This is a genomic window from Micromonospora sp. WMMD1082 (assembly GCF_029626175.1).
Classification (GTDB): Bacteria; Actinomycetota; Actinomycetes; order Mycobacteriales; family Micromonosporaceae; genus Micromonospora.
Genome location: NZ_JARUBM010000002.1, coordinates 1,142,800 through 1,165,057 on the forward strand (window position 1 = coordinate 1,142,800; position 22,258 = coordinate 1,165,057).

The 22,258-nt window shown below is 70.9% G+C and carries 20 protein-coding genes and 1 pseudogene; 12 read left to right on the plus strand and 9 right to left on the minus strand.

All coding sequences use genetic code 11. The features are described 5' to 3' along the window. Positions 1-43 precede the first annotated feature (43 nt). The gene (locus O7615_RS05445; protein ID WP_278176189.1) at positions 44-1,627 is read left to right on the plus strand and encodes an acyl-CoA carboxylase subunit beta; all 1,584 of its coding nucleotides are present in this window, start codon (positions 44-46) and stop codon (positions 1,625-1,627) included. A gap of 5 nt (positions 1,628-1,632) precedes the next feature. On the opposite strand, the gene O7615_RS05450 is transcribed toward O7615_RS05445, so the two are convergent. Continuing rightward, positions 1,633-2,379 (minus strand): M50 family metallopeptidase, encoded by a 747-nt coding sequence (locus O7615_RS05450; protein WP_278176191.1) that lies wholly within the window; start codon positions 2,377-2,379, stop codon positions 1,633-1,635. 131 nt (positions 2,380-2,510) lie between these two features. Between O7615_RS05450 and O7615_RS05455 the strand changes: the two genes are divergently transcribed. Further along, positions 2,511-3,062 (plus strand): Uma2 family endonuclease, encoded by a 552-nt coding sequence (locus tag O7615_RS05455; RefSeq protein ID WP_278176193.1) that lies wholly within the window; start codon positions 2,511-2,513, stop codon positions 3,060-3,062. A gap of 123 nt (positions 3,063-3,185) precedes the next feature. After that, positions 3,186-3,938, plus strand: a complete 753-nt coding sequence (locus O7615_RS05460; RefSeq protein WP_278176194.1) for a GH25 family lysozyme — start codon at positions 3,186-3,188, stop codon at positions 3,936-3,938. 135 nt (positions 3,939-4,073) lie between these two features. Here O7615_RS05460 and O7615_RS05465 read toward each other — a convergent pair whose 3' ends face one another. Then, positions 4,074-4,307 carry a hypothetical protein gene (locus O7615_RS05465; RefSeq protein WP_278176195.1) on the minus strand — a complete coding sequence of 78 codons (234 nt, stop codon included), beginning with the start codon at positions 4,305-4,307 and terminating at the stop codon, positions 4,074-4,076. Between the two features lie 61 nt (positions 4,308-4,368). Further along, positions 4,369-6,723: a serine/threonine-protein kinase gene (locus O7615_RS05470; RefSeq protein ID WP_278176197.1), complete on the minus strand. Its 2,355-nt coding sequence runs from the start codon at positions 6,721-6,723 to the stop codon at positions 4,369-4,371. Positions 6,724-6,814: 91 nt separating this feature from the next. Here O7615_RS05470 and O7615_RS05475 point away from each other — a divergent pair, with 91 nt between their 5' ends. The 3 genes from O7615_RS05475 to mycP all read left to right on the plus strand — a co-directional run bounded on the left by O7615_RS05475 (position 6,815) and on the right by mycP (position 10,148). Then, positions 6,815-7,027 carry an acyl-CoA carboxylase subunit epsilon gene (locus tag O7615_RS05475; protein ID WP_278176198.1) on the plus strand — a complete coding sequence of 71 codons (213 nt, stop codon included), beginning with the start codon at positions 6,815-6,817 and terminating at the stop codon, positions 7,025-7,027. 123 nt (positions 7,028-7,150) lie between these two features. After that, positions 7,151-7,618, plus strand: a complete 468-nt coding sequence (locus O7615_RS05480; protein ID WP_278176200.1) for a hypothetical protein — start codon at positions 7,151-7,153, stop codon at positions 7,616-7,618. Between the two features lie 1,513 nt (positions 7,619-9,131). Further along, positions 9,132-10,148: a type VII secretion-associated serine protease mycosin gene (gene mycP / locus O7615_RS05490; RefSeq protein ID WP_278181980.1), complete on the plus strand. Its 1,017-nt coding sequence runs from the start codon at positions 9,132-9,134 to the stop codon at positions 10,146-10,148. Between the two features lie 36 nt (positions 10,149-10,184). Here the strand turns inward: mycP and O7615_RS05495 are convergent, their stop codons facing one another. Then, positions 10,185-10,382, minus strand: a complete 198-nt coding sequence (locus tag O7615_RS05495; protein WP_278176202.1) for a hypothetical protein — start codon at positions 10,380-10,382, stop codon at positions 10,185-10,187. A gap of 97 nt (positions 10,383-10,479) precedes the next feature. Here O7615_RS05495 and O7615_RS05500 point away from each other — a divergent pair, with 97 nt between their 5' ends. Beyond that, positions 10,480-12,126: an IS1634 family transposase gene (locus O7615_RS05500; protein WP_278176203.1), complete on the plus strand. Its 1,647-nt coding sequence runs from the start codon at positions 10,480-10,482 to the stop codon at positions 12,124-12,126. Here O7615_RS05500 and O7615_RS05505 read toward each other — a convergent pair. Beyond that, positions 12,092-12,769 carry a class I SAM-dependent methyltransferase gene (locus tag O7615_RS05505; RefSeq protein ID WP_278176204.1) on the minus strand — a complete coding sequence of 226 codons (678 nt, stop codon included), beginning with the start codon at positions 12,767-12,769 and terminating at the stop codon, positions 12,092-12,094. The two genes, O7615_RS05500 and O7615_RS05505, sit on opposite strands and share 35 nt — an antisense overlap. Before the next feature lie 235 nt (positions 12,770-13,004). Between O7615_RS05505 and O7615_RS05510 the strand changes: the two genes are divergently transcribed. Together O7615_RS05510 and O7615_RS05515 are read left to right on the plus strand one after the other, a co-directional pair. Continuing rightward, positions 13,005-13,661: a nucleoside triphosphate pyrophosphatase gene (locus O7615_RS05510; protein ID WP_278176205.1), complete on the plus strand. Its 657-nt coding sequence runs from the start codon at positions 13,005-13,007 to the stop codon at positions 13,659-13,661. 9 nt (positions 13,662-13,670) lie between these two features. Beyond that, entirely contained in the window at positions 13,671-14,324 is a 654-nt protein-coding gene (locus tag O7615_RS05515) for an O-methyltransferase (RefSeq protein WP_278176206.1), read from the plus strand. 34 nt (positions 14,325-14,358) lie between these two features. Here O7615_RS05515 and O7615_RS05520 read toward each other — a convergent pair whose 3' ends face one another. Beyond that, on the minus strand, positions 14,359-15,114 hold the full coding sequence (locus tag O7615_RS05520; protein WP_278176207.1) for an ABC transporter permease: 756 nt from the start codon (positions 15,112-15,114) through the stop codon (positions 14,359-14,361). A gap of 17 nt (positions 15,115-15,131) precedes the next feature. Then, positions 15,132-16,091 (minus strand): ATP-binding cassette domain-containing protein, encoded by a 960-nt coding sequence (locus tag O7615_RS05525; protein ID WP_278176208.1) that lies wholly within the window; start codon positions 16,089-16,091, stop codon positions 15,132-15,134. 121 nt (positions 16,092-16,212) lie between these two features. Here O7615_RS05525 and O7615_RS05530 point away from each other — a divergent pair, with 121 nt between their 5' ends. Next, positions 16,213-17,964, plus strand: coding sequence for a biotin carboxylase N-terminal domain-containing protein (locus O7615_RS05530; protein ID WP_278176209.1), 1,752 nt, complete (start codon positions 16,213-16,215; stop codon positions 17,962-17,964). Positions 17,965-17,999: 35 nt separating this feature from the next. Here the strand turns inward: O7615_RS05530 and O7615_RS05535 are convergent, their stop codons facing one another. Continuing rightward, entirely contained in the window at positions 18,000-18,896 is an 897-nt protein-coding gene (locus O7615_RS05535; protein ID WP_278176210.1) for a LysR family transcriptional regulator ArgP, read from the minus strand. 70 nt (positions 18,897-18,966) lie between these two features. Between O7615_RS05535 and O7615_RS05540 the strand changes: the two genes are divergently transcribed. Beyond that, the gene (locus O7615_RS05540) at positions 18,967-19,563 is read left to right on the plus strand and encodes a LysE family transporter (protein ID WP_278176211.1); all 597 of its coding nucleotides are present in this window, start codon (positions 18,967-18,969) and stop codon (positions 19,561-19,563) included. Between the two features lie 14 nt (positions 19,564-19,577). Next, on the plus strand, positions 19,578-21,017 hold the full coding sequence (locus O7615_RS05545; protein WP_278176212.1) for a GuaB1 family IMP dehydrogenase-related protein: 1,440 nt from the start codon (positions 19,578-19,580) through the stop codon (positions 21,015-21,017). Between the two features lie 15 nt (positions 21,018-21,032). Here O7615_RS05545 and thrS read toward each other — a convergent pair. After that, positions 21,033-22,256, minus strand: a pseudogene (gene thrS / locus O7615_RS05550) (threonine--tRNA ligase); the annotation flags it as partial. Positions 22,257-22,258 lie beyond the last annotated feature (2 nt).

Genomic DNA, 22,258 nt, shown 5'->3' on the forward strand with positions numbered 1-22,258 from the left:
ACGGCGCGGCAGCGGCGACCTGAGCCGTCGTTATATTTCCTGGGTGACTACCGAGACCGGGAGCAACATCCACAGCACCGCCGGCAAGCTGGCGGATCTGGCACGACGGGTCGACGAGGCGGCGCACGCCGGGTCGGCCCGCGCCGTGGAGAAGCAGCACGCCCGAGGCAAGAGAACCGCCCGGGAGCGGATCGAGATGCTGCTCGACGAGGGTTCGTTCGTCGAGCTGGACGAGTTCGCCCGGCACCGGTCCACCAACTTCGGCCTGGACCGCACCCGCCCGTACGGCGACGGCGTGATCACCGGCTACGGCACCGTCGACGGTCGGCAGGTCTGCGTCTTCGCCCAGGACTTCACCGTCTTCGGCGGCTCCCTCGGCGAGGTCTTCGGCGAGAAGGTCGTCAAGGTGATGGACCTGGCCATGAAGATCGGCTGCCCGGTCGTCGGCATCAACGACTCCGGGGGCGCCCGGATCCAGGAGGGCGTGGTCTCGCTCGGCCTCTACGGCGAGATCTTCTTCCGCAACGTACGCGCCAGCGGCGTCATCCCGCAGATCTCGCTGATCATGGGCCCGTGCGCGGGCGGCGCGGTCTACTCCCCCGCCGTCACCGACTTCACCGTCATGGTCGACCAGACCTCGCACATGTTCATCACCGGGCCGGACGTGATCAAGACCGTCACCGGCGAGGACGTCGGCATGGAGGAGTTGGGCGGGGCCCGCACCCACAACGCCCGCAGCGGCAACGCGCACTACCTCGCCGCCGACGAGACCGACGCGGTCGACTACGTCAAGGCGCTGCTGTCGCACCTGCCGTCGAACAACCTGGACGAGCCGCCGGTCTTCCCCGTCGACGCCGACCTTGCCGTCACCGACGCCGACCGGGAATTGGACACGCTGATCCCGGACTCCGCCAACCAGCCGTACGACATGCACCGGGTGATCGAGCACGTGCTGGACGACGGGGAGTTCCTGGAGGTCCAGCCGCTCTACGCGCAGAACATGGTGGTCGGCTTCGGCCGGGTCGAGGGCCGGCCGGTCGGCGTGGTGGCCAACCAGCCGATGCACTTCGCCGGCACCCTGGACATCGCGGCCAGCGAGAAGGCGGCCCGGTTCGTGCGGACCTGCGACGCGTTCAACATCCCGGTACTCACCTTCGTGGACGTGCCCGGGTTCCTACCCGGCACCGGCCAGGAGTGGGACGGCATCATCCGCCGGGGCGCGAAGCTCATCTACGCGTACGCCGAGGCCACCGTCCCGAAGGTCACCGTCATCACCCGCAAGGCATACGGCGGAGCGTACGACGTGATGGGCTCCAAGCACCTGGGTGCCGACCTCAACTTCGCCTGGCCCACCGCACAGATCGCGGTGATGGGCGCGCAGGGCGCGGTGAACATCCTCTACCGCGCCGAACTGGCCGCCGCCGAGGACCCGGCCGCCGTCCGGGCCGAGAAGATCGCCGAGTACGAGGACACCCTGGCCAACCCGTACATCGCCGCCGAGCGCGGCTACGTCGACTCGGTGATCCCGCCGCACGAGACCCGTACCCAGATCGTCCGCGCCCTGCGCGTGCTGCGTACCAAGCGGGAGACCCTGCCCCCCAAGAAGCACGGCAACATCCCGCTCTGAGTGTGCTAACCGAGCGCGAGGCCGGCCTCGGCGAGCAGCGGGCCGGCCAGCATCAGCCCGCCGGTGATCAGGACGGCGAGGTTCACCAGGCCGAAGAGGACGACCCAGAAGAACGCCGGAAGCGGGGTGATGCCCGCCAACTGGTCGGCGTCGGAGGCCGGCATCCCGCGCTGGGCGCGCAGCCGTTGCAGTTCCACCACCGGACGTACGCCGCCGAGCAACAGGAACCACACGCCGGTCCAGGCGAAGGCGGCCTGCACCTGCGGGCTGGCGTACCAGGAGACGGCGAGCACGGCGCCGCCGGTGATCAGCAGCGAGAGCATCCCGAAGACGTTGCGGATCATCACCAGCATGGCCAGCAGCAGGATCACCGCGACCCAGAGCAGCAGGGTGATCCGGTTGCCGGCGAGCAACCATGCCCCGCCAAGGCCCACCAGGGGTGGGGCCAGATAGCCAGCGAGGAGGGTGAGCACCATGCCCGGGCCGGTGGGGCGCCCGGCGGAGAGGGTCAATCCCGACGTGTCCGAGTGCAGCCGGATGCCGCGTAGCTTGCGCCCGGTGAGCAGCGCGGCCAGCGCGTGACCACCCTCGTGCGCGATGGTGATCGCGTTGCGGGCGACCCGCCACGGCAGCCGGGTGGAGACCACCAGGAGCGCGACCAGGCCGGTGAGCAGCACCAGCAGCGGGGGTGGGTCGGGCTGCGCGCCGAGCAGGCGGTCCCAGAGCTCGGTCATGCCCTCGATCGGCACCATGGGGCGGCAGCCTACCGCCCGCCCTCCGGCGCCGATCAAGGGCGGACGACCGTTCCGGTGTCGATCCGGGGCCGGGCGCCCGTATCGTGTGAGACTGACCGGGTGGCGATCGGATCGGGAGGTGAACGCCGGTGAGCGCGGCCCCCCTGGAACCCCACGTCGGCCTCTGGACCGAGGACGACTACTTCGCCTTGGGCGAGACCCATGACCGGATCGAGCTGCTCGACGGGAGCCTGATCGTGAGCCCTGCCCCGAGCCGCCGGCATCAGCGAGTGGCCCGAAGGCTGGCGAACAGCATCGAGGCCGCGGCAGAGAGCAGCGGCCTGTCGGTATACGATGCGATCAATGTTCGACTAGGCGTTGACCGCATCGTCATTCCGGATCTGGTCGTTACCGACGCCGACGACGAGGGCACGGTCCTCGACGCAGACCAGGTCTTCCTGGTCGGGGAGATCGTCTCGCCGGGTAACGCCGCCGCCGACCGGGTGCTCAAGATGCAGCTCTACGCGATCGCCCGGATCCCCTGGTATCTACTGGTCGAGCAGGACGGCGACACCCACTCCCTACGGCTGTACCGACTCGACGGCGGGCACTACGTCGAGGACCGGGTGGCCAAGGCCGGTGAGACGCTCACCCTCGCCGAGCCGTTCCCGTGGCAGGTCGACCCGGCGACCCTGCGCTGAGGGGACGCACACGTTCAGCCCGTCACCCCACCATCCATTGAAAGTTTTCTTAGTTTCTCTTGCCTTGGCGGGCACTCACCTTCAAAGATGACTCTCTATCGACAGTCGTCTCAGGAGGACGCCATGGCTCGTACCGGATCATCACTGCGCCGGCTGATCGCCGCCGCGGTCACCGTGCTCGCCACCGCCGCCGCCGGCCTCGTCGCCACCGCGACCCCGGCCGCCGCCGCCACCGTGCCCGGCATCGACGTCTCGCGCTACCAGGGCACCATCAACTGGACGAGCGTCCGCAACGCCGGCATCCAGTTCGCCTTCATCAAGGCCACCGAGGGTACGAGCTACAAGGACCCGAACTTCAACGCCAACTACGTCAACGCGTACAACGCCGGGGTCATCCGGGGGGCGTACCACTTCGCCCGGCCCAACATCTCCACCGGCGCGGTGCAGGCCAACTACCTGGCCTCCAACGGCGGCGCCTGGTCGGCCGACAGCCGCACCCTCCCGGCGGCGCTCGACCTGGAGGCGAACCCGTACAGCGGCGGATACTGCTACGGCCTGAGCACCACCGCCATGCGCAACTGGGTGCAGGACTTCCTCAACACCTACCGCTCGCGCACCGGCCGCTACGCGGTCATCTACACCACCACCAGCTTCTGGAACCAGTGCACCGGCAGCTGGAGCGGCCCGTGGAACAACCACCCGCTCTGGATCGCCCGCTGGTCGTCCTCCGTCGGCGCCCTGCCGCCGGGCGCGCCGTTCTGGAGCTTCTGGCAGTACACCGACTCCGGCAGCGTCTCCGGCATCAGCGGCGCCGTCGACCGCAACCACTGGAACGGCGACCGCAGCCGGCTGATCGCCCTGGCCAACAACACCTGACGTACGCCACGACGGCGGGTCGGCGTCCCTACTGGACGGACGCCGGCCCGCCGCCGTGCCGCTCGCGGACTGCCGCCGTGGCCTGAAGTGCCGGGCCTGCCGCCGAGCGATTCGCCGGACCTGCCGCGGGGCGGCTCAGGCCCGCCGCCGTACGAGCGCGACCGGCACGGCCATCCCCGCTCGCCGGGACACGTGCCCCCGCCGGGTGAGGTGCCAGCCAACAAAGGCGGCCCCGGCGAGCGTCACGACGCTCAGCAGGGTCGTCAGCACCACGACGCCGACGGTGGCCACCAGCAGTACGACGTTGCCCAGCACGACGAGGGTCCACAGTGCCAACCGGGGCCGGGCATCCCTTCCTCGGTAACCCATCTCGGGCCTCCCTTCCGTCGTCGGAGATCAGGTACCCCGACGGGGGAGGGTCATGCCTCGATCAGTCCTGGCGGTCCGGTACGAACTCGCGGAAGATCATCTCGAAGTTGTCGAGCTGGGCCTCCCACTCGCGGTCCGCGACCTCCCAGCGCAGGGCGAAACCCCGATTGCTGGCGGTGACAAAGCCCCGGTTGCGGGTCCGGATCAGCGTGTTGTCCCGGGTCTCCCGCCAGTCCCAGTCGGCGCAGGTCCGCCACTTGCAGTCGATCGGAGAGATGTCGATGTACTCGTAGTTCCGTACGACGTTTTTCCGCGCCGGTTCGATGGCTCGCCATGCGGCGGCCGCGTCCCGCTGCGGCCGGTCGGTGCGGTCGATGAGTAGCTCGCGGACGCCGTTCGGCTCCTTGTACAGCACCCACGTGCCACCGGCGCTGCGCCGCCAACCGTTCGGCACCGGCACCCTGAAGCCCACCGGGTCGGTCCGCAGCGTCCACCCCTCGGGCAGGCCACCGGCCGTCTCGGAAGGACTCGGCGAGGCCGACGGGCTGGGCGAGGCGGACGGGCTGGCCGGGGTCGGTGGCGGCGCGGCCGGCTCGGAGGTCGCCGGCGCGGGTGCGCTCGTGGTGCCCGCCGCGCCCTGCGGCGTCCCGCCATCCTCGCCGTCGCCCCTGGTGAGCAGCGGCACCGCCACCACCAGACCGACGAGCAGCAGCACGACCAGGGTGCCGACGAGCACGGCGCGGCGGGTCCGCTCCGACCGGAACTGGCCGGCGGCGAAGACGGAGCCGCGCGCCGGCGCCGGGCTCACCGGCGCCGCCGGCATGACCGCGGTCGGCTGGGGCGCGCTCCGCGCGTCGCCGCCCCCCGGCGAACCCACCCGGCGGGCCTGCTCGGCCGTCGAGGCGGACCCCGAGCGGTCGACCTTCGCCGTCGGCGCGGCGTCCGAAGCGGCGTTCGCACCGGCCGTTGCCGTACCCGTCGCGGCCTGATCCCCCGTCGCGGCCGAGGCGGCGCGGTCACCCGCTGCGGCCTGGTTCTCCGTCGCGGTGGCTCCCTGGGTCGGCTGATCTCCCGACGCGCCCGAGGCGGCCCCGTCATCCGTCGCGCTGCTCGACCCGGCCCGCGTCTGCGGCGGCACGCCCTCTCCGGCGTCGACCTGCCCGGTCTGCGAGATGGCCCCGGCATCGGCCTGCCCGGCGTCGTCGTGCCCCGCCTCCGAGCCGGTCTCGGCGTCGCCCGTCCCGCCGCCCTGTCCGACGTCGACGTTGGCCCCGGCGGTGGAGCTGGTCCCGGTGGTGGAGACCGTCGTCGTCGGTGCGGCATCCGCGCCGCTGGCGGGAGCGGGAACCTTGGCCGTCGGGTCGGCATCCGAACCGGGCGGGGTGCCGGTCGAACGATTCTCGGTGGAGCCGGCGGCCGCGGCGGCTCCGGCCACCAGCCCGGCGGTGGGTGGCGTGCGGGGCGCGGGCGGGGTGACCGGTGGCGTCGGCCGCTCACCGGACGGGCGGGGCGCCGGCACCAGCGGTGGGCGCGGCTCGCGCGGACCGTTCGGCCCGGGCCGGCGTACGCCACCGAGCAGCGAGATGCCCCGGGACCGCCGGCCAGCGGCACGGTGCAGCATGCGCTCGGCCGACTCTGCGGTGAGCCGCTCCTGCGGGTCCTTGCGGAGCAGCCCGTTGAGCACCTGCTTGAGCGGCCCGGCGTTGCGTGCCGGCGGCACCGGCTCGGTGGCGAGCGCGGCCAGCGTGCTGATCGCCGAGGGCCGCGCGTACGGGGACTTGCCCTCCACGGCCGCGTAGAGCGTGGCGCCCAGCGACCACAGGTCGGCCTCCGGCCCGGCGGTGCCGTCGCGGGCCCGCTCCGGCGCGATGTACGCCGGCGAGCCGAGCACCATGCCGGTACGGGTGACGTTCGGGTCGCCGGGAATCGTCGCGAGGCCGAAGTCGGTCAGCACCACCCGGCCGTCGTTGCCGAGCAACACGTTGCCGGGCTTGACGTCCCGATGCATGATGCCGGCCTTGTGCGCGGCCCTCAGCGCGTTCAGCACCCCCAGCCCGATCTCCACCGCCTGGGCCGGCGACACCGGACCGTCCGCCGCGATGGCGTCCTGCAAGGACCGGGACGCCACGTACTCCATGACGATCCAGGGGTCACCATCGGTGCGGAGCACGTCGAAGATGCGTACGACGTTGATGTTGTTGAGCCGGGCGATGGCGCGGGCCTCGCGCAGCGAGCGCTCGCGCATCTCGCGGCGCTCATCGTTGGTCAGGCCCGGCGGCGGCACCAACTCCTTGATCGCGACATCGCGGTGCAGCACCTCGTCGCGCGCCCTCCATACCCGACCCATGCCGCCCTGGCCGAGCGGCGAGATCAGCCGGTACCGGTCGGCGACGAGTTGGGGGGAAGCTTCTGACATCGCTGAGACGGTACCCGGCAGCGCTCACCGTCACACCGCCGGCACGCCACTGTGCGACGAAGGTCAACCTCACGGCGCGTACGCTGAGGTCATGTCCGTCGAAGAGCCGCTGTTCCGGGTCGTGCGCGGCACGCCGACGGCCGAGGAACTGGCCGCGCTGGTGGGCGCGATCGCCGTACGCTCGCGTCCCGCGGCCGGGCCCGCACCGGCGACCGCCTCGACGTGGGCGCGCAGCGGCCGCCCGGCCGGCACCGCACCGGCGCCCGGCACCGGCGCGTGGCGCGCCTCCGGCCTACCGCGCTGATCCGGTACGCGACACCGCTGCCGTGCGCCGGCCCGGGATGGCGCCCGCCCGGGGCTGCCGGGGGCGGCATCCACCGTCTAACCTCACTCAGGGAAACGACGTCGTGACAGGTGGGGAGAGCCGATGATCCCTGAGGAGGATCGACCAGCGTCCTGGCTACGCGGCTCCGGCGGCGTCGAGGCAGACATCCGCCAGATGCGGGAGTTCGCCGACAAGCTCCGCGCCGAGGTGGAGAGCGGCTACGCACCGCACCTGCGTCACATCGCCGACGACATGCTGACCACGGTGCCCAGCCCGGCCGACGCGTTCGTCGAGATGGTGCAGTTCATGCGCGCACACTGGGAGACCCAGCAGGCGGCAACCAACGCCGTGTGGGGCGTCGGCGACGCCACCGGCCACCTGGCGGAGGCCGCCAGGCTCGTGGCCGAGCAGTACGACGACGTCGACGCCTTCTCCGCAGCCCGGGTCGCCGACGTCCGGCGGGCGCTCGGCCTGCCCGGCCCGGTGCCCGCGCCACCCGCGCCATCGCCATCGCCGTCGCTCACCGATCCCACCGGCCCCGACGCCTCCGGCCCGGTGGTGCTGCGATGAGAGATCCGGGCGTCGGCCGCAGCGCCGGCCTGACCGACTGGTACCTGATGAACGTCGCCGACATGTGGGCCTGCCTGCAGGACCACCACACCGACAACCACTGGCGACACGTCGCCGGCTGGCGCAAGGTCTGCGAGCTGGCCGGCCAGCACCTCGGACGACTCAGGACCTACCGCGAGAGTCTCGCCCGGGTCTGGCCACCCGAGACGAACGAGGCGTCCCGCGCGTACATCGCCGAGTTGGACGCGCTGATCGATCAGGTGCAGCGTACGCACGACGCCGCCGCCGCCAACCAGACCGCGCTGTCGGCGGCGACCCAGGCCATCAGCAGCAGCCGGACCGAGATCAAGAAAATCTACGACGAGTACGCCGGCAAACTGCAACAGAAACGATCCTGGGAAGAGACGGCAGCCGACCCGAAGGCCGTCCTCGGCAGCCGAGCCAGCCAGCCGCCAGTCACGGACTCCGACCTGGAACGGCTGAACATCCAGGCGCGCGGCATCATGTACGGACTCAGCGGCGAACTCCAACAAGCCCAACTCCACCTCCGCCACCCCCCACCCACCAAGCCAAGTGTTCGGGATGGGGCGTCACCTGACGCTTATGGCGGTGGCGCAGCGCCGATCATTCCGCCCATTATGCCGGTCCCGCTGCCGTCGACAGGCACATCAATCGCCAAACAACCAGGCTCTGTGCCGCCTTTGGTTCCTAAGCCCACAGCGCTGGCTGTTGGGCCTGTTCTCGGTGAAGCAGGCCCTCAGCTGGCCGCGCAACCAGCCAGCCCCATGGCCCCCAGCACACCTCCTGCGAGCCCAACAACCCTACGGCCGGCACCCAGCGAGGGCGCTCCACCATTCTCAGGCATAATTATCCGACCGGTTTCCCCTCGGCTAGGTCAGGAGAGCCGACCGATCGGTAAGGGCGCCAATACGGTTCCAAATACCAACCCGCCTAAGGCAATGCCCCCCGGCGGCATAATCGGGGGATCACCTGGCCTCGGGTTTGGTCATTCCGGACCGGAAAGTGCGCGATCACGCCAAATTAACCCAATCGGCGGCATAATCGGCGGAGGGGCAGCTGGGACTGCCCCAACAGGCGGGGCAGGTTCCCGGCCAGGCAGAGGAAGGGGACCCGGGGCAACCCATGGGCTGATTGGAGTCCCAACAACGCCCACATTACCCAGCGGTGTGGGTCTCGGACCGCCGCCACGAGCGAATCGCCACAATCGAGGCAGCGAGGACGATACGCATCGATGGGATCCGGACCATCCGTGGGAAGTAGAGCCGGGAGTGAATCCCGTAGTTCGCCCTCCCGATGAGGAAGGGCCAGTGGATCCTGGTCCCGCCATCGGTCTGAACCGGTGAGAGTCATCTCGGCATCTGCAAGGCTTGCGCTTCTCGCGCTCGTGCTATGCACGCTGCCGCTGACATCACCGGCTCTGGCGCAAGCTACTACGACACCAGACCACGCCAGCCGTGTACGGAAGGATCAATGGCACCTCCCATACTTGAACATGACCAAGGTCCACGGCATCACCCAAGGCGAGGGAGTCACTGTCGCCGTGATCGACACCGGCGTCGACCCCCATCCAGACCTTCGGAGCAATCTCCTTCCCGGCATTGACCTCTTGGCAGGCGACGCAAGGGCCGGGCACCAAGACACCACAGGACATGGCACTGGAATGGCCGGCATAATTGCCGCCCACGGCCAAACTGGGGACACTGGAGCATTGGGAATTGCACCAAGAGCAAAAATTGTGCCTGTCCGCTGCTTCGATGCAGACACGGAGGGCGAACTTGATCTACTCGCCGCCGCCGTCGAATACTCAGTTGGAGAAGGTGCCGATGTGATCAGCATTTCCGCTGGCGGCGGCCTAAGTTCGCGCTTGCTACGTGCCCTTGACGCCGCGCGATCGTCAAACGTGATCGTTGTTGCAGCAGCAGGCAATCGCCCTGCGGATTCAAGCGTTCCATATCCTGCGGCCGCTGACGGGGTGGTTGCAGTAGGCGGAGTCGACGACGGAGGGAAGCTAGCCGCGATTTCCGTTTCTGGATCTAGCATAGACCTCGTCGCACCGGCAGTGGATATCTACAGTACGAGTATTCGCGGCAAGTACAGAAAAGGAACGGGCACGTCGGGGGCGGCGGCGATTGTGGCGGGGGCGGTGGCGCTGATTCGGGCGAAGTATCCTTACCTGCCGGCTGACGAGGTGGTTCATCGGCTGACTGCGACGGCGGTCGACAAGGGGCCACCTGGGCGGGACGACCAGTACGGCTATGGGGTGATCGACCTGGTGGCGGCGCTGACGGCAGACGTACCGCCGAGGGGTTTTGAGTCGGTGCCCAAGGCCACGCCGGACGGCGCTGGCCCGACCACGGCGGCGGATGGGCCACCAGCCGACGAGGACGCGGCGGCGACGGTACGCGGCCTGATCACGCTGGGCATTCTGCTGGCGGCCGGCGGTGCGTGGGGGCTGTTCGTCCGCCGCCGGCGCCGGTCCGATGATCCGCCGCCCCGGATCACCCACTGAGGCATCGGTGAGACCGGCATAGCGTGCCGGGGCGGTTCAGAACGGGTGAAACTGCTCGAACGGCGGTTCGACCACGGAGGCGGGAAGCCGGAGGGCGCGGCAGCGGGGCACGGTGTCGGCTGCGGGGTCGTCGCCGATGTTGCGGCGGGTTCCGCCGGCGAAGGCGTCGGGGATCGCCATCCACCCCAGGTTCTGCTCGTAGTACCGCACGGCGGTGCGCCTGAGTTTGGTCACCGCCTCGCGGCGCGACGGGGTGTAGCGCTCTGACCTGGGGTGTTGGGTGCTGGTGGGATGTTTCTGAGGCACTAATTGGTGTCTTACGCTCGGGTTCGTGGCGTGGATTCGGCGGGTGCGGACGGCTTCGGGCGCGACGGCGGTGCAGATCGCCGAGTCCGTTGGCGGGCGTCGGCGGATCGTTGCTCATGTGGGCTCGGCGCGTACCGAGGCTGAGTTGGGGCTGCTGTTGTCGCGGGCCCGCGAGCTTCTCGCCGATCCCGGGCAGGGTGAGTTCGAGCTCGGTATCGAGCCGGTCGCGCCGAGGGCGACGTTGGTCGGCCCGGCCGGTGACGCGGCGCTGTTGGACGCCGACGGTTCACCGGAGCGTGGGCCAGCGGCGGTCGCCGCGCCGCGGGTGGTGTCGACGGCGTCGCGGGTGCTGTACGACGTGCTGGCCTCGGTGTTCACAGCCCTGGGGTTCGACGCGGTGGGTGACAGGGTCTTCCGGGACCTGGTGATCGCGCGGATCGTGGAGCCGACCTCGATCCGAGACACCGGCCGGGTGCTGACCGACCTGGGTTGTAAGCCGGCCAGCGAGAAGACGATGCGCCGCACCCTGACCCGCGCCCACACAGGCGCATACCGCGACCAGATCGCGCAGTTGTGCTTCGCCCACGCCATGAGCAGCGGCGATGTCAGCCTGTGCCTGTACGACGTGACCACGTTGTACTTCGAGGCCGACAAGGAGGACGACCTGCGCAAGGTCGGATACTCCAAGGAACGACGCGTAGACCCGCAGATCGTCGTCGGGCTGCTCGTCGACCGGCACGGGTTCCCGTTGGAGATCGGCTGCTTCGCCGGCAACAAGGCCGAGACGCTGACGTTGCTGCCGGTCATCCGCCAGTTCCAGGCCCGCCACCAGATCACCGGCATGGTCATCGTCGCCGACGCCGGCATGCTCTCGGCGACCAACCTACGCGAACTCGACGAGGCCGGCCTCGGCTTCATCGTCGGCTCCCGCACCACCAAAGCGCCGATCGACCTGGAGTCCCACTACCGCTGGCACGGGGACTACTTCACCGACGGGCAGATCATCGACACGATCACCCCCCGCACCGGCACCAACCGCGACAACGACCCCGCCCTCAAAGCCGAACCGGTGTGGAACCCACGAACCCATACATCCTCGTGGCGGGCGGTGTGGGCCTACTCAGCCACCCGCGCTGTCCGGGACAACAAGACCCTCAACGCCCAAGAGGCAAAGGCACGAGCCGTCATCGCCGGAGAGAAGACGACCCGAACCCCGAGGTTCGTCACCATCAACGGCAACACCCGCACCCTCGACGAAGCGTCACTGGCCAGAGCACGCAAACTCGTCGGGCTCAAGGGCTACGTCACCAACATCGGCCACCACGTGATGAGCCCCAGCAACGTGATCTCCAACTACCACGACCTGTGGCACGTCGAGCAGTCCTTCCGCATGTCCAAAACCGACCTCGCCGCCCGACCCATGTTCCACCACACCAAAGACGCCATCGAGGCACACCTGACCATCGTCTTCACCGCCCTGGCCGTCACCCGCGAAGTCCAGAACCGCACCGGACTCGCGATCCGCAACGTCCTCCGTCAACTACGCCCACTACGATCCGCGACCCTCGCGATCAACAACGCCACCCAGACGTTCCCACCCCAAATCGACCCCGACCAGCAAGCCATCATCAACGCCCTCACGCCGAGCGGACCTCAGGCACTAACGAAATGACCAAACTCAGGTCGTAGTACCGCACGGCGGTGCGCACCGAGGGCGTCCAGTCGTCGTCCATCACGATCATTCCGCCCGGCCGGACGATCTTGCGCAGGAAGTAGAGATCCACGAAGACTTCGTGGAAACGGTGACTGCCGTCCACGAACGCCACGTCGGCGACCAGACCTTCGGTGACAAGGTCGGGGAGCGCGATGGAGGACCAGGCCCGCACGAGGCTGGCGATCGAGTCCAGTCCCGCAGCGAGCAGGAGATCCCAGCCGACGTTGGAGTACGCGCTCTCCTGAAAGGGATCGATGATGACGTGGCGGGGATCCGGCGCGTCGACCGTGATCAGGGCCTCCCCGATCGCCAGGGCGGAGCTGGCGTAGGCCAGACCGACCTCGACGACCGTCTCGGCCTGCTCGGCGATCAACAGATCTCGCAGCAGGTCGCAGTCCCGCTCCGGCAACGTGACCGTCTCGAAGTCCCGCTCGTGAGGTCGCGTCCACGGTGGACCGTCCTGCGTAAGCCGGCGGCGTGCCTCACGAACTCGCGCCCCGCGTTCATCCATGTGCATCACGCTATTTGACCAGGCTAACTGCCGGCAGGGCCTGGTGGCCGCCCAGGTGAAGCGCTTACCACCGTCGGGGCGGGCGCTCACCGGATCTTGCGCCACTGGGCGCCGATCGGGTAACTCGGCCGGCGCGCAGGGGCCACCCTCGTACTGGGTGCACTTCTTGTCGCTCAGGCAACAAGAAGTGCACCCAAACAAGGCCCCACGCCGAGTCCCAGCGACCGGGCCGGGGCAACTCGACCCCCAAACGCCGCAAGGCCGCGAAGGGAACCTCCGGGTGGCGTGGGCGTGGCGTACGCGGGCAGCCGGTAACGTCGGCGGCGTGCCTGATGCCCCGCCGCTCCGCCTCGTGCTCGCCTCGGCGAGCCCTGCCCGCCGCAAGTCCCTGCAGTCTGCCGGCATCGAGCCGGACGTGTTGGTCAGCGGGGTCGACGAATCGCTCGTGGTGACCGAGCGGGCGGAGGATCTCTGCCTGGAGTTGGCCCGGCTGAAGGCGCAGGCCGTGTTGACCCGGCTGCGGCCGACCGACGACGAGCACACGCTCGTGCTCGGCTGCGACTCGGTGCTCGCCTTCGACGGGGAGATCCTCGGCAAGCCCGACGACGCGGCCGACGCCACCCGGCGGTGGGAGCGGATGCGCGGGCGCAGCGGGGTGTTGCACTCCGGCCACTGTCTCGTCGACATTGTGGCGGGGCGTCGCGCCGAGGCGGTGGCCTCCACGGTGGTGCACTTCGCCGACGTCAGCGATCACGAGATCGCCACGTACGTCGCGACCGGCGAACCGCTCGCGGTGGCCGGCGCGTTCACGATCGACGGGTTGGGCGGGCCGTTCGTGGAGCGGATCGAGGGCGATCCGGGCACCGTGATCGGGCTGTCACTACCCCTGTTGCGGCGCCTGGTCGCCGAGTTGGATCTGCGGATCACCGATCTGTGGACGAAGGTCGCGCCCGGTAACCAGACGATCGAACCACTCGGTTAGCTTTCGAGCATGACGCTCAAGTCGATTCCGCTCACCGACGACCTGCACACGTACCTCGTCGCGCACGGCGCGCCGCCGGACGAGATCGTGCGCGACCTGGCCCGGGAGACGCTGGCCCTGCTTCCCGAGCACGCGTCGATGCAGGTCGCGCCGGAGCAGGCCGCCTTCCTGACGTTCCTGACCCGCTTGCTCGGTGCCCGACACGCGGTGGAGGTGGGCACCTTCACCGGTCTCTCCTCGCTGGCGATCGCCCGCGGGCTGGCCGAGGGCGGGCGGCTGACCTGCTTCGACATCTCCGAGGAGTACACGAGCATCGCCCGCCGGTACTGGGCGCGGGCCGGCGTGGACGACCGGATCGACCTGCGCATCGGACCGGCCGGTGACACGCTGCGCGAGCTGCCGAACGAGCGCTACCTGGACCTCGCCTTCATCGACGCCGACAAGACGGGCTACCCGGTCTACTGGGCGGAGCTGGTGCCCCGGATGCGGCCCGGTGGGGTGATCGCCGTCGACAACGTGCTGCGCAACGGCCGGGTGGTGGCGCCGCAGAGCGCCGACGACCGGGCGATCGCGGCGTTCAACGACGACGTCCTGGCCGACGTGCGGGTGGACGCGGTGATGCTGCCGATCGCCGACGGGCTGACCCTCGCCCACGTGCACTGACGCGGCCACCCGGCTCCCGACTCGTCGCCGCCGGTCAGCGGACGCTGTTGGCGAACTGGCGGGCCGCCCAGTAGACGCCGGCGGCGGCGAGCACCGTGATGATGGTCAGCCCCTGCCAGACCCGGTCGTCGCCGATGTCGCCGTTGAACAGCGCCCGAGTGCCGTCGACGGCCCAGGAGAACGGGTTCCACTTGGCGACGCCCTGCAACCAGCCGGGCGCGAAGGCGAGCGGCAGCAGGATGCCGGAGAGCAGCAGCACCGGTTGGGCCACCGTGTTCATCAGCGGCGCCAGGGCGTCTTCGCTCTTGACCTTCAGCGCGACGCCGTAGGAGACGGCCGAGGTCATCAACGCGATCAGGGCGAGCATCAGGTACGCCAGCAGCAGGTCGCCGATGAAGACGCGCAGGTCGAACAGGAGCGCGAGCAGCGTGATGATGACCGCCTGCGCCAGCAGCGAGACCACGTCGCGCAGCGAACGGCCGAGCAGCAGGGCGAGCCGGCTGATCGGGGTGACCCGGGACCGCTCGATCACCCCGGCCCGCAGCTCGGCGATCAGGCCGAAGCCCTGGAAGAGGCCGCCGAAGATGGCCAGCAGCACCAGCAGGCCGGGCACGAAGATCTTGTACGCCTCGGCCTGGGTGGGCGCGTTCAGCGCGGGCTTGAGCAGCGGGGCGAAGAGGAGCAGGTACATCACCGGCTGGAAGACGCCGACGAAGACCCACACGGGGTTGCGCAGCAGCAGGTGCAGCTGCCGCTGGAAGATCAGCCAGGTGTCGCGGGCGAGCTTCATGAAGTCTCCTGGTCGGGTCAGGACTCGCGCAGCGAGCGGCCGGTCTTGGTGAGGAAGACGTCGTCGAGGCTCGGGCGGTGCAGCTCGATCGACTTGAGGTCGAGCCCGGCGCTGTCGATGCGGCGCAGGATCCGGGGGATGGCGGTGGCACCGTCGTCGACGAAGAGCCGCAGCCCGCCCTCGTCGAGCGTCTCCAGCCGGGTCACGTACTCCTCGCCGTCGAGCAGCTTGCCGGCCTCGCCGGTGGCGGTGACGTCCAGGCCGACCTGCACCACGTCACCGGAGATCTCCCGCTTGAGGGCGACCGGCGTGCCCTCGGCGACCAGCTCGCCATGATCCATGATGGCGATCCGGTCGCAGAGCGCGTCGGCCTCGTCCAGGTAGTGCGTGGTGATGAAGACCGTCATCCCGTCGGTACGCAGCCGGCGGATCTCGTCCCACATGTGCGCCCGGCTCTGCGGGTCGAGCCCCGTGGTCGGCTCGTCCAGGAAGACGATCTTCGGCTCGTGGATGATGCCGAGCGCGATCTCGACCCGGCGCCGCTGACCGCCGGAGTACGTCTTGCACTTACGGTCGGCGAACTCGGTGAGCTGGAACGCCTCCAGTGCGCGGGCGGCCCGCCGGAGCGCCTCGGCCTTGCCGATGCCGTACATCCGGGCCTGGAGCACCAGTTCCTCGCGGGCGGTGGACTCGTCCCACGTGCTCCCGCCCTGGGCGACGTAGCCGATCCGGCGGCGCACCTCGCCCGGGTCCTTGAGCAGGTCGGCGCCGGCGATGGTGGCCTGCCCGCCATCCGGCTCGATCAACGTCGCCAGCATCCGGAGGGTGGTGGTCTTGCCGGCGCCGTTCGGGCCGAGGAACCCGAAGATCTCACCGGCCGGGACGTCCAGGTCGACGCCGCGGACCGCCTCGACGGTCTTCGTCTCCCGACCGGCCCGGCTGCGGAACGACTTCCGCAGCCCTCTGGTCTCGATCATCTCGTACTCCCCGCTCGTGGCCTCCGTCGGCCATCGTCGCCATCACACCCTGAGCGATCGTTAGGGCCACCAGGGTGACCGATAAACTCCCGGTCAGTAACCCGCCGGGAGGAGCCACCAGGTGCGCAAGGTACTCATCGCCAACCGGGGCGAGATCGCCGTCCGCGTCGTCCGCGCCTGCCAGGACGCCGGCCTGGGCAGCGTCGCGGTGTACGCGGACTCCGACCGGGATGCCCTGCACGCCACGCTCGCCGACGAAGCGTACGCCCTGGGCGGCGACACCGCGGCCGAGACATACCTGCGCATCGACAAGCTGATCGACGTCGCCGCCCGTTCCGGTGCCGACGGGGTGCACCCCGGGTACGGCTTCCTCTCCGAGAACGCCGACTTCGCCCAGGCCGTCCTCGACGCCGGCCTGATCTGGATCGGCCCCACGCCGCAGGCGATCCGCGACCTCGGTGACAAGGTCACCGCCCGGCACATCGCCCAGCGGGCCGGAGCGCCGCTGGTGCCCGGCACCGCCGACCCGGTCGGCAGCCCGGACGAGGTGATGGCCTTCGCCATCGACCACGGACTGCCGGTGGCGATCAAGGCGGCCTTCGGCGGCGGCGGGCGCGGGCTGAAGGTGGCCCGCACGATGGAGGAGATTCCGCAGCTGTTCGAGTCGGCCACCCGCGAGGCGGTCGCCGCGTTCGGCCGGGGCGAGTGTTTCGTCGAGCGGTACCTCGACCAGCCGCGCCACGTGGAGGCGCAGGTCCTCGCCGACCAGCACGGCAACGTGATCGTGGTGGGCACCCGGGACTGCTCCCTCCAGCGCCGGCACCAGAAGCTGGTCGAGGAGGCGCCGGCACCGTTCCTCACCGCCGGGCAGCGGGCCCAGATCCACGACAGTGCCAAGGCGATCTGCCGGGAGGCCGGCTACCACGGCGCCGGCACGGTGGAATACCTCGTCGGCCGCGACGGCACCATCTCCTTCCTTGAGGTCAACACCCGGCTCCAGGTGGAGCACCCGGTCACCGAGGAGACGGCCGGCATCGACCTGGTACGCGAGCAGTTCAGGATCGCCGACGGCGAGAAGCTGCGGTTCACCGAGGACCCGACCCCGCGCGGGCACGCCATCGAGTTCCGGATCAACGGTGAGGACCCGGGCCGCAACTTCCTGCCCGCCCCCGGCACGGTCACCGCGCTGCGGCTGCCCACCGGCCCCGGGGTGCGGGTGGACGCCGGCATCTCGGCCGGCGACGTGATCGGCGGCAACTTCGACTCCCTGCTGGCGAAGGTGATCGTGACCGGCGAGACCCGGACGGAGGCGCTGGAACGGGCCCGCCGGGCGCTGGACGAGATGGTGGTGGAGGGGATGGCCACCGTGCTGCCGTTCCACCGGCTGGTGGTCCGCGATCCCGCGTTCACCGCCGAGCCGTTCGAGGTGCACACCCGCTGGATCGAGACCGGCTTCGACAACACGGTGCCGCCGTTCACCGCCGCCGCAGGGGCCGCGGCAGGTCCGGCCGAATGCGAGACCGTCGTGGTCGAGGTGGGCGGCAAGCGGCTGGAGGTCAGCCTCCCCGCCGGTCTCGGCGGCGGTACGGCCGGCACGGCGCCGGCCGCGAGAAGGCCCGCCCGCCGGGGTCGCGGCGTCACGGCCGGCGCGGCGGCGAGCGGGGACGCGCTCACCTCACCGATGCAGGGCACCATCGTGAAGATCGCGGTCGCCGACGGGGACACCGTCGCCGAGGGCGATCTGGTCGTGGTGCTGGAGGCGATGAAGATGGAGCAGCCGCTGCACGCCCACCGGGCGGGCACCGTCAGCGGCCTCTCGGCCGAGGTCGGCGCGGTGATCACCGCCGGTGCCGCCATCTGCACCATCGCCTGAGACACCGGGGCGCGTCAGGGCGGGTCGGGGCCGCGTCAGCGGAGGGTTTCGGCGGCGACCGCGCAGACGGCGGCGGTCAGCACGGTGAGCACGTGCGAGTCGAGCCGCCAGTGCTGCCAGTACAGCGGGATGTCCAGGACCCGGCCGGGCGCGATGTCCTGACAGCGGCCGGCCGCCACGTCGGCGTCGGCGATCTGCTCCGCCACCAGCCCCCAGCCCAGGCCGAGCCGGATCGCCTCGTTGAACGCCGGCACCGACGGCACGTAGTGCACGGGCGGGTCGAGGGCGCGCCCGGTCACCGTACGCAGGAAGCGGTGTTGGATCCGGTCCTTGCGGTCGAAGACCACCACCGGCGCGGCGGCCAGGGCCGGGCGGCTGAGCCCGCCGGAGAACCACCGCTGGACCAGCTGCGGGGCGGCCAGTGCCCGGTAACGCATCGCGCCGAGACGCCGTACGCGGCAGCCCTGCACCGCCTCGCGCTGTGCGGTGACGGCGGCCGTCACCGCACCGGCGCGCAGCAGTTCGGCGGTGTGGTCCTGGTCGTCCTGCCGGATGTCGAAGGAGAGTTCCGGCTGGTCGGGCAGGCGGGCCAGGGCCGCCGGGAACCAGGTGGCGAGCGAGTCGGCGTTGACCACGACGGCGACCCGGGTACGACCGGGGTCGCCGCCGAGCGGCCCGCGCGCGTCGGCCAGCGCCTCCCGTTCCAGGAGCGCGAGCTGCCCGGCGAGGCGGAGCAGTGGACGGCCGGCCTCGGTGGCGTCACACGGCCGGTGACGCCGGACGAGCACCTGACCGACGGTCTCCTCCAACGCCTTGATCCGCTGGCTGACCGCCGACGGTGTCACGTGCAGCAGCCGGGCCGCCGCCTCGAAGCTGCCCTCGGCGACCACCGCCGCGAGCGTACGCAGCTGGGTGGAGTCGAGGCCGCTCATGAAGCTCAGCTTAACCAGAGCAAGAATCTTTAGTTGGACTCATGCCGCCGGGCTCTCCTACCGTCGGTACGTGCTCACCTCGGTCCTCGCCGGCTTCACGCTCTCCATCGCCCTGATCGTCGCCATCGGCGCGCAGAACGCCTTCGTGCTGCGCCAGGGTCTGCGCCGGGAACACGTGGTGCCGGTCGTGCTGACCTGCGCGCTGTCCGACGCGCTGCTGATCGGCGTGGGCATCGCCGGGGTGGGCTCGGCGGTGGCCGGACGCCCCGCCCTGCTCACCGCGATCCGCTGGGGCGGGGCGGCGTTCCTCCTCGCGTACGCGGCGCTCGCCGCCCGCCGCGCGCTGCGGCCCGCCGTACTCGCCCCGGCCGACCGACCGCCGGGCCGGCTCGGCCCGACGCTGCTGGCGTGTCTCGCCTTCACCTACCTCAACCCCCACGTCTACCTGGACACCGTGCTGCTGCTCGGCGGCATCGCCCAGCAGCAGCCACACCGCTGGCTGTTCGGCGTCGGGGCGGCGGCGGCCAGCGTGCTCTGGTTCGCCGCCCTCGGCGCGGGCGCGTACCGGCTCGCCCCGCTGCTCGCCCGCACCCGGGTCTGGCAGGTCCTCGACGGCGTGATCGCGGTGGTGATGGTGGCGGTGGCCGCTGCGCTGCTGTGGGGCTGAGGAATGATGGCCGGGTGCGGTTCCTCAACGGCGCGACTCCCGCGTACGACCTGACCTACAACGACGTCTTCATGGCACCGGCCCGGTCAGAGGTGGGTTCGCGGCTCGACGTCGACCTGGCCACCGGCGACGGTACGGGCACCACCATCCCGCTGGTGGTGGCGAACATGACGGCGGTCGCCGGCCGGCGGATGGCCGAGACGGTGGCCCGGCGCGGCGGCATCGCGGTGATCCCCCAGGACATCCCGATCGACGTGGTGGCCGACGTCGTCGCCTGGGTGAAGCAGCGGCACCTGGTGCACGACACCGCGATCGCGCTGGGGCCCACCGACACCGTCGGCGACGCCATCCACCTGCTGCCGAAGCGGGCGTACGGTGCGGTGATCGTGGTCGACGACCTCGGCCGCCCGATGGGCGTGGTGACCGAGGCCGACACCGTCGGCGTGGACCGCTTCGCCCAGTTGCGGCACGTGATGTCGGCCGAGCTGCACACCGTGCCCGCCGACGCGGACCCGCGTACCGGATTCGACCGGCTCTCCGCCGGCCGGCGACGGTTGGCGCCGGTGGTCGACGGCGAGGGCCGGCTGGTCGGCGTCCTCACCCGGCCCGGCGCGCTGCGGGCGACGCTCTACAAGCCCGCGGTGGACGCCCAGGAGCGGCTGCGGGTCGCGGCGGCGGTGGGCATCAACGGCGATGTGGCGGGCAAGGCGGCGGCGCTGCTGGCGGCCGGGGTGGACACCCTGGTCGTGGACACCGCCCACGGGCACCAGGAACGGATGATCTCCGCCCTGCGGACCGTACGCGGGCTCGACCCGGCCGTCCCGGTGGCCGCCGGCAACGTGGTCACCGCCGACGGCGTACGCGACCTGGTCGAGGCGGGCGCCGACATCATCAAGGTCGGGGTCGGTCCGGGTGCGATGTGCACCACCCGGATGATGACCGGCGTGGGCCGGCCGCAGTTCTCCGCGGTGCTCGACTGCGCGGCCGCCGCCCGGGAACTGGGCCGCCACGTCTGGGCCGACGGCGGGATACGCCATCCACGGGACGTGGCGCTGGCCCTGGCCGCCGGGGCGTCGAACGTGATGGTCGGCTCCTGGTTCGCCGGCACCTACGAGTCCCCCGGCGACCTCTACACCGACGAGGACGGCCGGCGGTACAAGGAGAGCTTCGGGATGGCCTCGGCGCGGGCGGTCAGCGCGCGCACCGCCGAGGACAGCCCGTACGACCGCGCCCGCAAGGCGATCTTCGAGGAGGGCATCTCGTCGGCCCGGATGTACCTGGACCCGGCCCGCCCGGGGGTGGAGGACCTGATCGACGAGATCATCTCGGGGGTACGCAGCGCGTTCACCTATGCCGGCGCGCGGACGCTCGACGAGTTCCACGAGCGGGTGCTGGTCGGTGTGCAGAGCACCGCCGGGTACACCGAGGGGATGCCGCTACCGACGAGCTGGTGACCGGCCACCGGGACCTCAGCCGGCGGGCAGCAACTCGGCGGAACGGGCGGCCACCACGTCGCCGACCAGGCCGATCGCGGCGGCCACCGGCAGCGGGTCCAGCGCCCGCCCGTCGCGCAACCGCAGCGAGACCCGACCGTCGGCGGCCTCCCGGGGGCCGACCACCCCGACGTACGGGATCCGCCGGTGGGCGGCGTCGCGCACCCGGGCGCCCAGCGAGCCGCCGAGGTCGACCGCGACCCGGAGCCCCGCCTCGGTCGCCTGCCGGGCCAGCTCGGCAGCCGCGCCGGCCTGGTCGTCACCGACCGGCAGGATCACCAGCTGCACGGGGGCGTACCAGGGCGGGAAGGCGCCCTGGTGCACCTCGATCAGGTAGGCGAAGAGCCGCTCCATGCTGCCGACCAGGCTGCGGTGCACCATCACCGGCCGCCGGCGCGCCCCGTCCGAGTCGGTGTACGACAGGTCGAACCGCGCCGGCTTGTCGAAGTCGAGCTGGACGGTGGAGATGGTCGACTCCCGCCCGGCGGCGTCCCGCACCTGAATGTCGATCTTCGGGCCGTAGAAGGCGGCCTCGCCGGGAGCCTCGTCGTACGCCACCCCGTCGAGTGCGGCGCGGAGCAGTTCCTCGGCCCGCGCCCAGTCCGCGTCGTCGCCGACGTACTTCTCCCCCGGCCCGCGCCGCGACAGTCGTACGCCCGCCGGCCGCACGCCCAGCGCCGCGTGCGCGACGCGGATCAGCCGCAGGATCTCCGACACCTCCTGGCCGACCTGCTCCAGGGCGCAGAAGTTGTGCGCGTCGTTGAGGGTGATGGCGCGCACCCGGGACAGCCCGCCGAGCACCCCCGAGCGCTCCGCCCGGTACATGCCGCCGATCTCGGCCACCCGCAGCGGCAGGTCCCGGTAGGAGCGCCCGCGCGCCCGGTAGACCAACGCGTGGTGCGGGCAGAGCGCCGGTCGCAGCATCAGCTCGTCGTCGGCGCCCGCGGGACGCATCGGTGGGAACATCTCGGCGGCGAAGTAGCCGAGATGTCCGGATGCCTCGAACAGGTCGCGCCGGCCCAACGGCGGGGTGTGCACGTGCTGGTAGCCGGCCCGGCGCTCCAGCTCACGCAGGTACTCCTCGATCGCGTGCCGGGCGGCGGCGCCGGCCGGCAGCCAGATCGGCAGGCCCGCGCCGGCGAGCGGGTCGGTGGCGAACAGGTCCAGCTCCCGGCCCAGCCGGCGGTGGTCGATCATGTCGC

Coding starts and splice junctions, on each gene's coding strand:
- O7615_RS05480 (WP_278176200.1), top strand. CDS start 7,151: ATGATCCCTGAGGAGGATCGACCAGCGTCCTGGCTACGCGGCTCCGGC.
- O7615_RS05525 (WP_278176208.1), bottom strand. CDS start 16,091: ATGATCGAGACCAGAGGGCTGCGGAAGTCGTTCCGCAGCCGGGCCGGT.
- O7615_RS05520 (WP_278176207.1), bottom strand. CDS start 15,114: ATGAAGCTCGCCCGCGACACCTGGCTGATCTTCCAGCGGCAGCTGCAC.
- O7615_RS05535 (WP_278176210.1), bottom strand. CDS start 18,896: ATGAGCGGCCTCGACTCCACCCAGCTGCGTACGCTCGCGGCGGTGGTC.
- O7615_RS05515 (WP_278176206.1), top strand. CDS start 13,671: ATGACGCTCAAGTCGATTCCGCTCACCGACGACCTGCACACGTACCTC.
- O7615_RS05475 (WP_278176198.1), top strand. CDS start 6,815: ATGTCCGTCGAAGAGCCGCTGTTCCGGGTCGTGCGCGGCACGCCGACG.
- O7615_RS05450 (WP_278176191.1), bottom strand. CDS start 2,379: ATGGTGCCGATCGAGGGCATGACCGAGCTCTGGGACCGCCTGCTCGGC.
- O7615_RS05460 (WP_278176194.1), top strand. CDS start 3,186: ATGGCTCGTACCGGATCATCACTGCGCCGGCTGATCGCCGCCGCGGTC.
- O7615_RS05470 (WP_278176197.1), bottom strand. CDS start 6,723: ATGTCAGAAGCTTCCCCCCAACTCGTCGCCGACCGGTACCGGCTGATC.
- mycP (WP_278181980.1), top strand. CDS start 9,132: ATGACCAAGGTCCACGGCATCACCCAAGGCGAGGGAGTCACTGTCGCC.
- O7615_RS05465 (WP_278176195.1), bottom strand. CDS start 4,307: ATGGGTTACCGAGGAAGGGATGCCCGGCCCCGGTTGGCACTGTGGACC.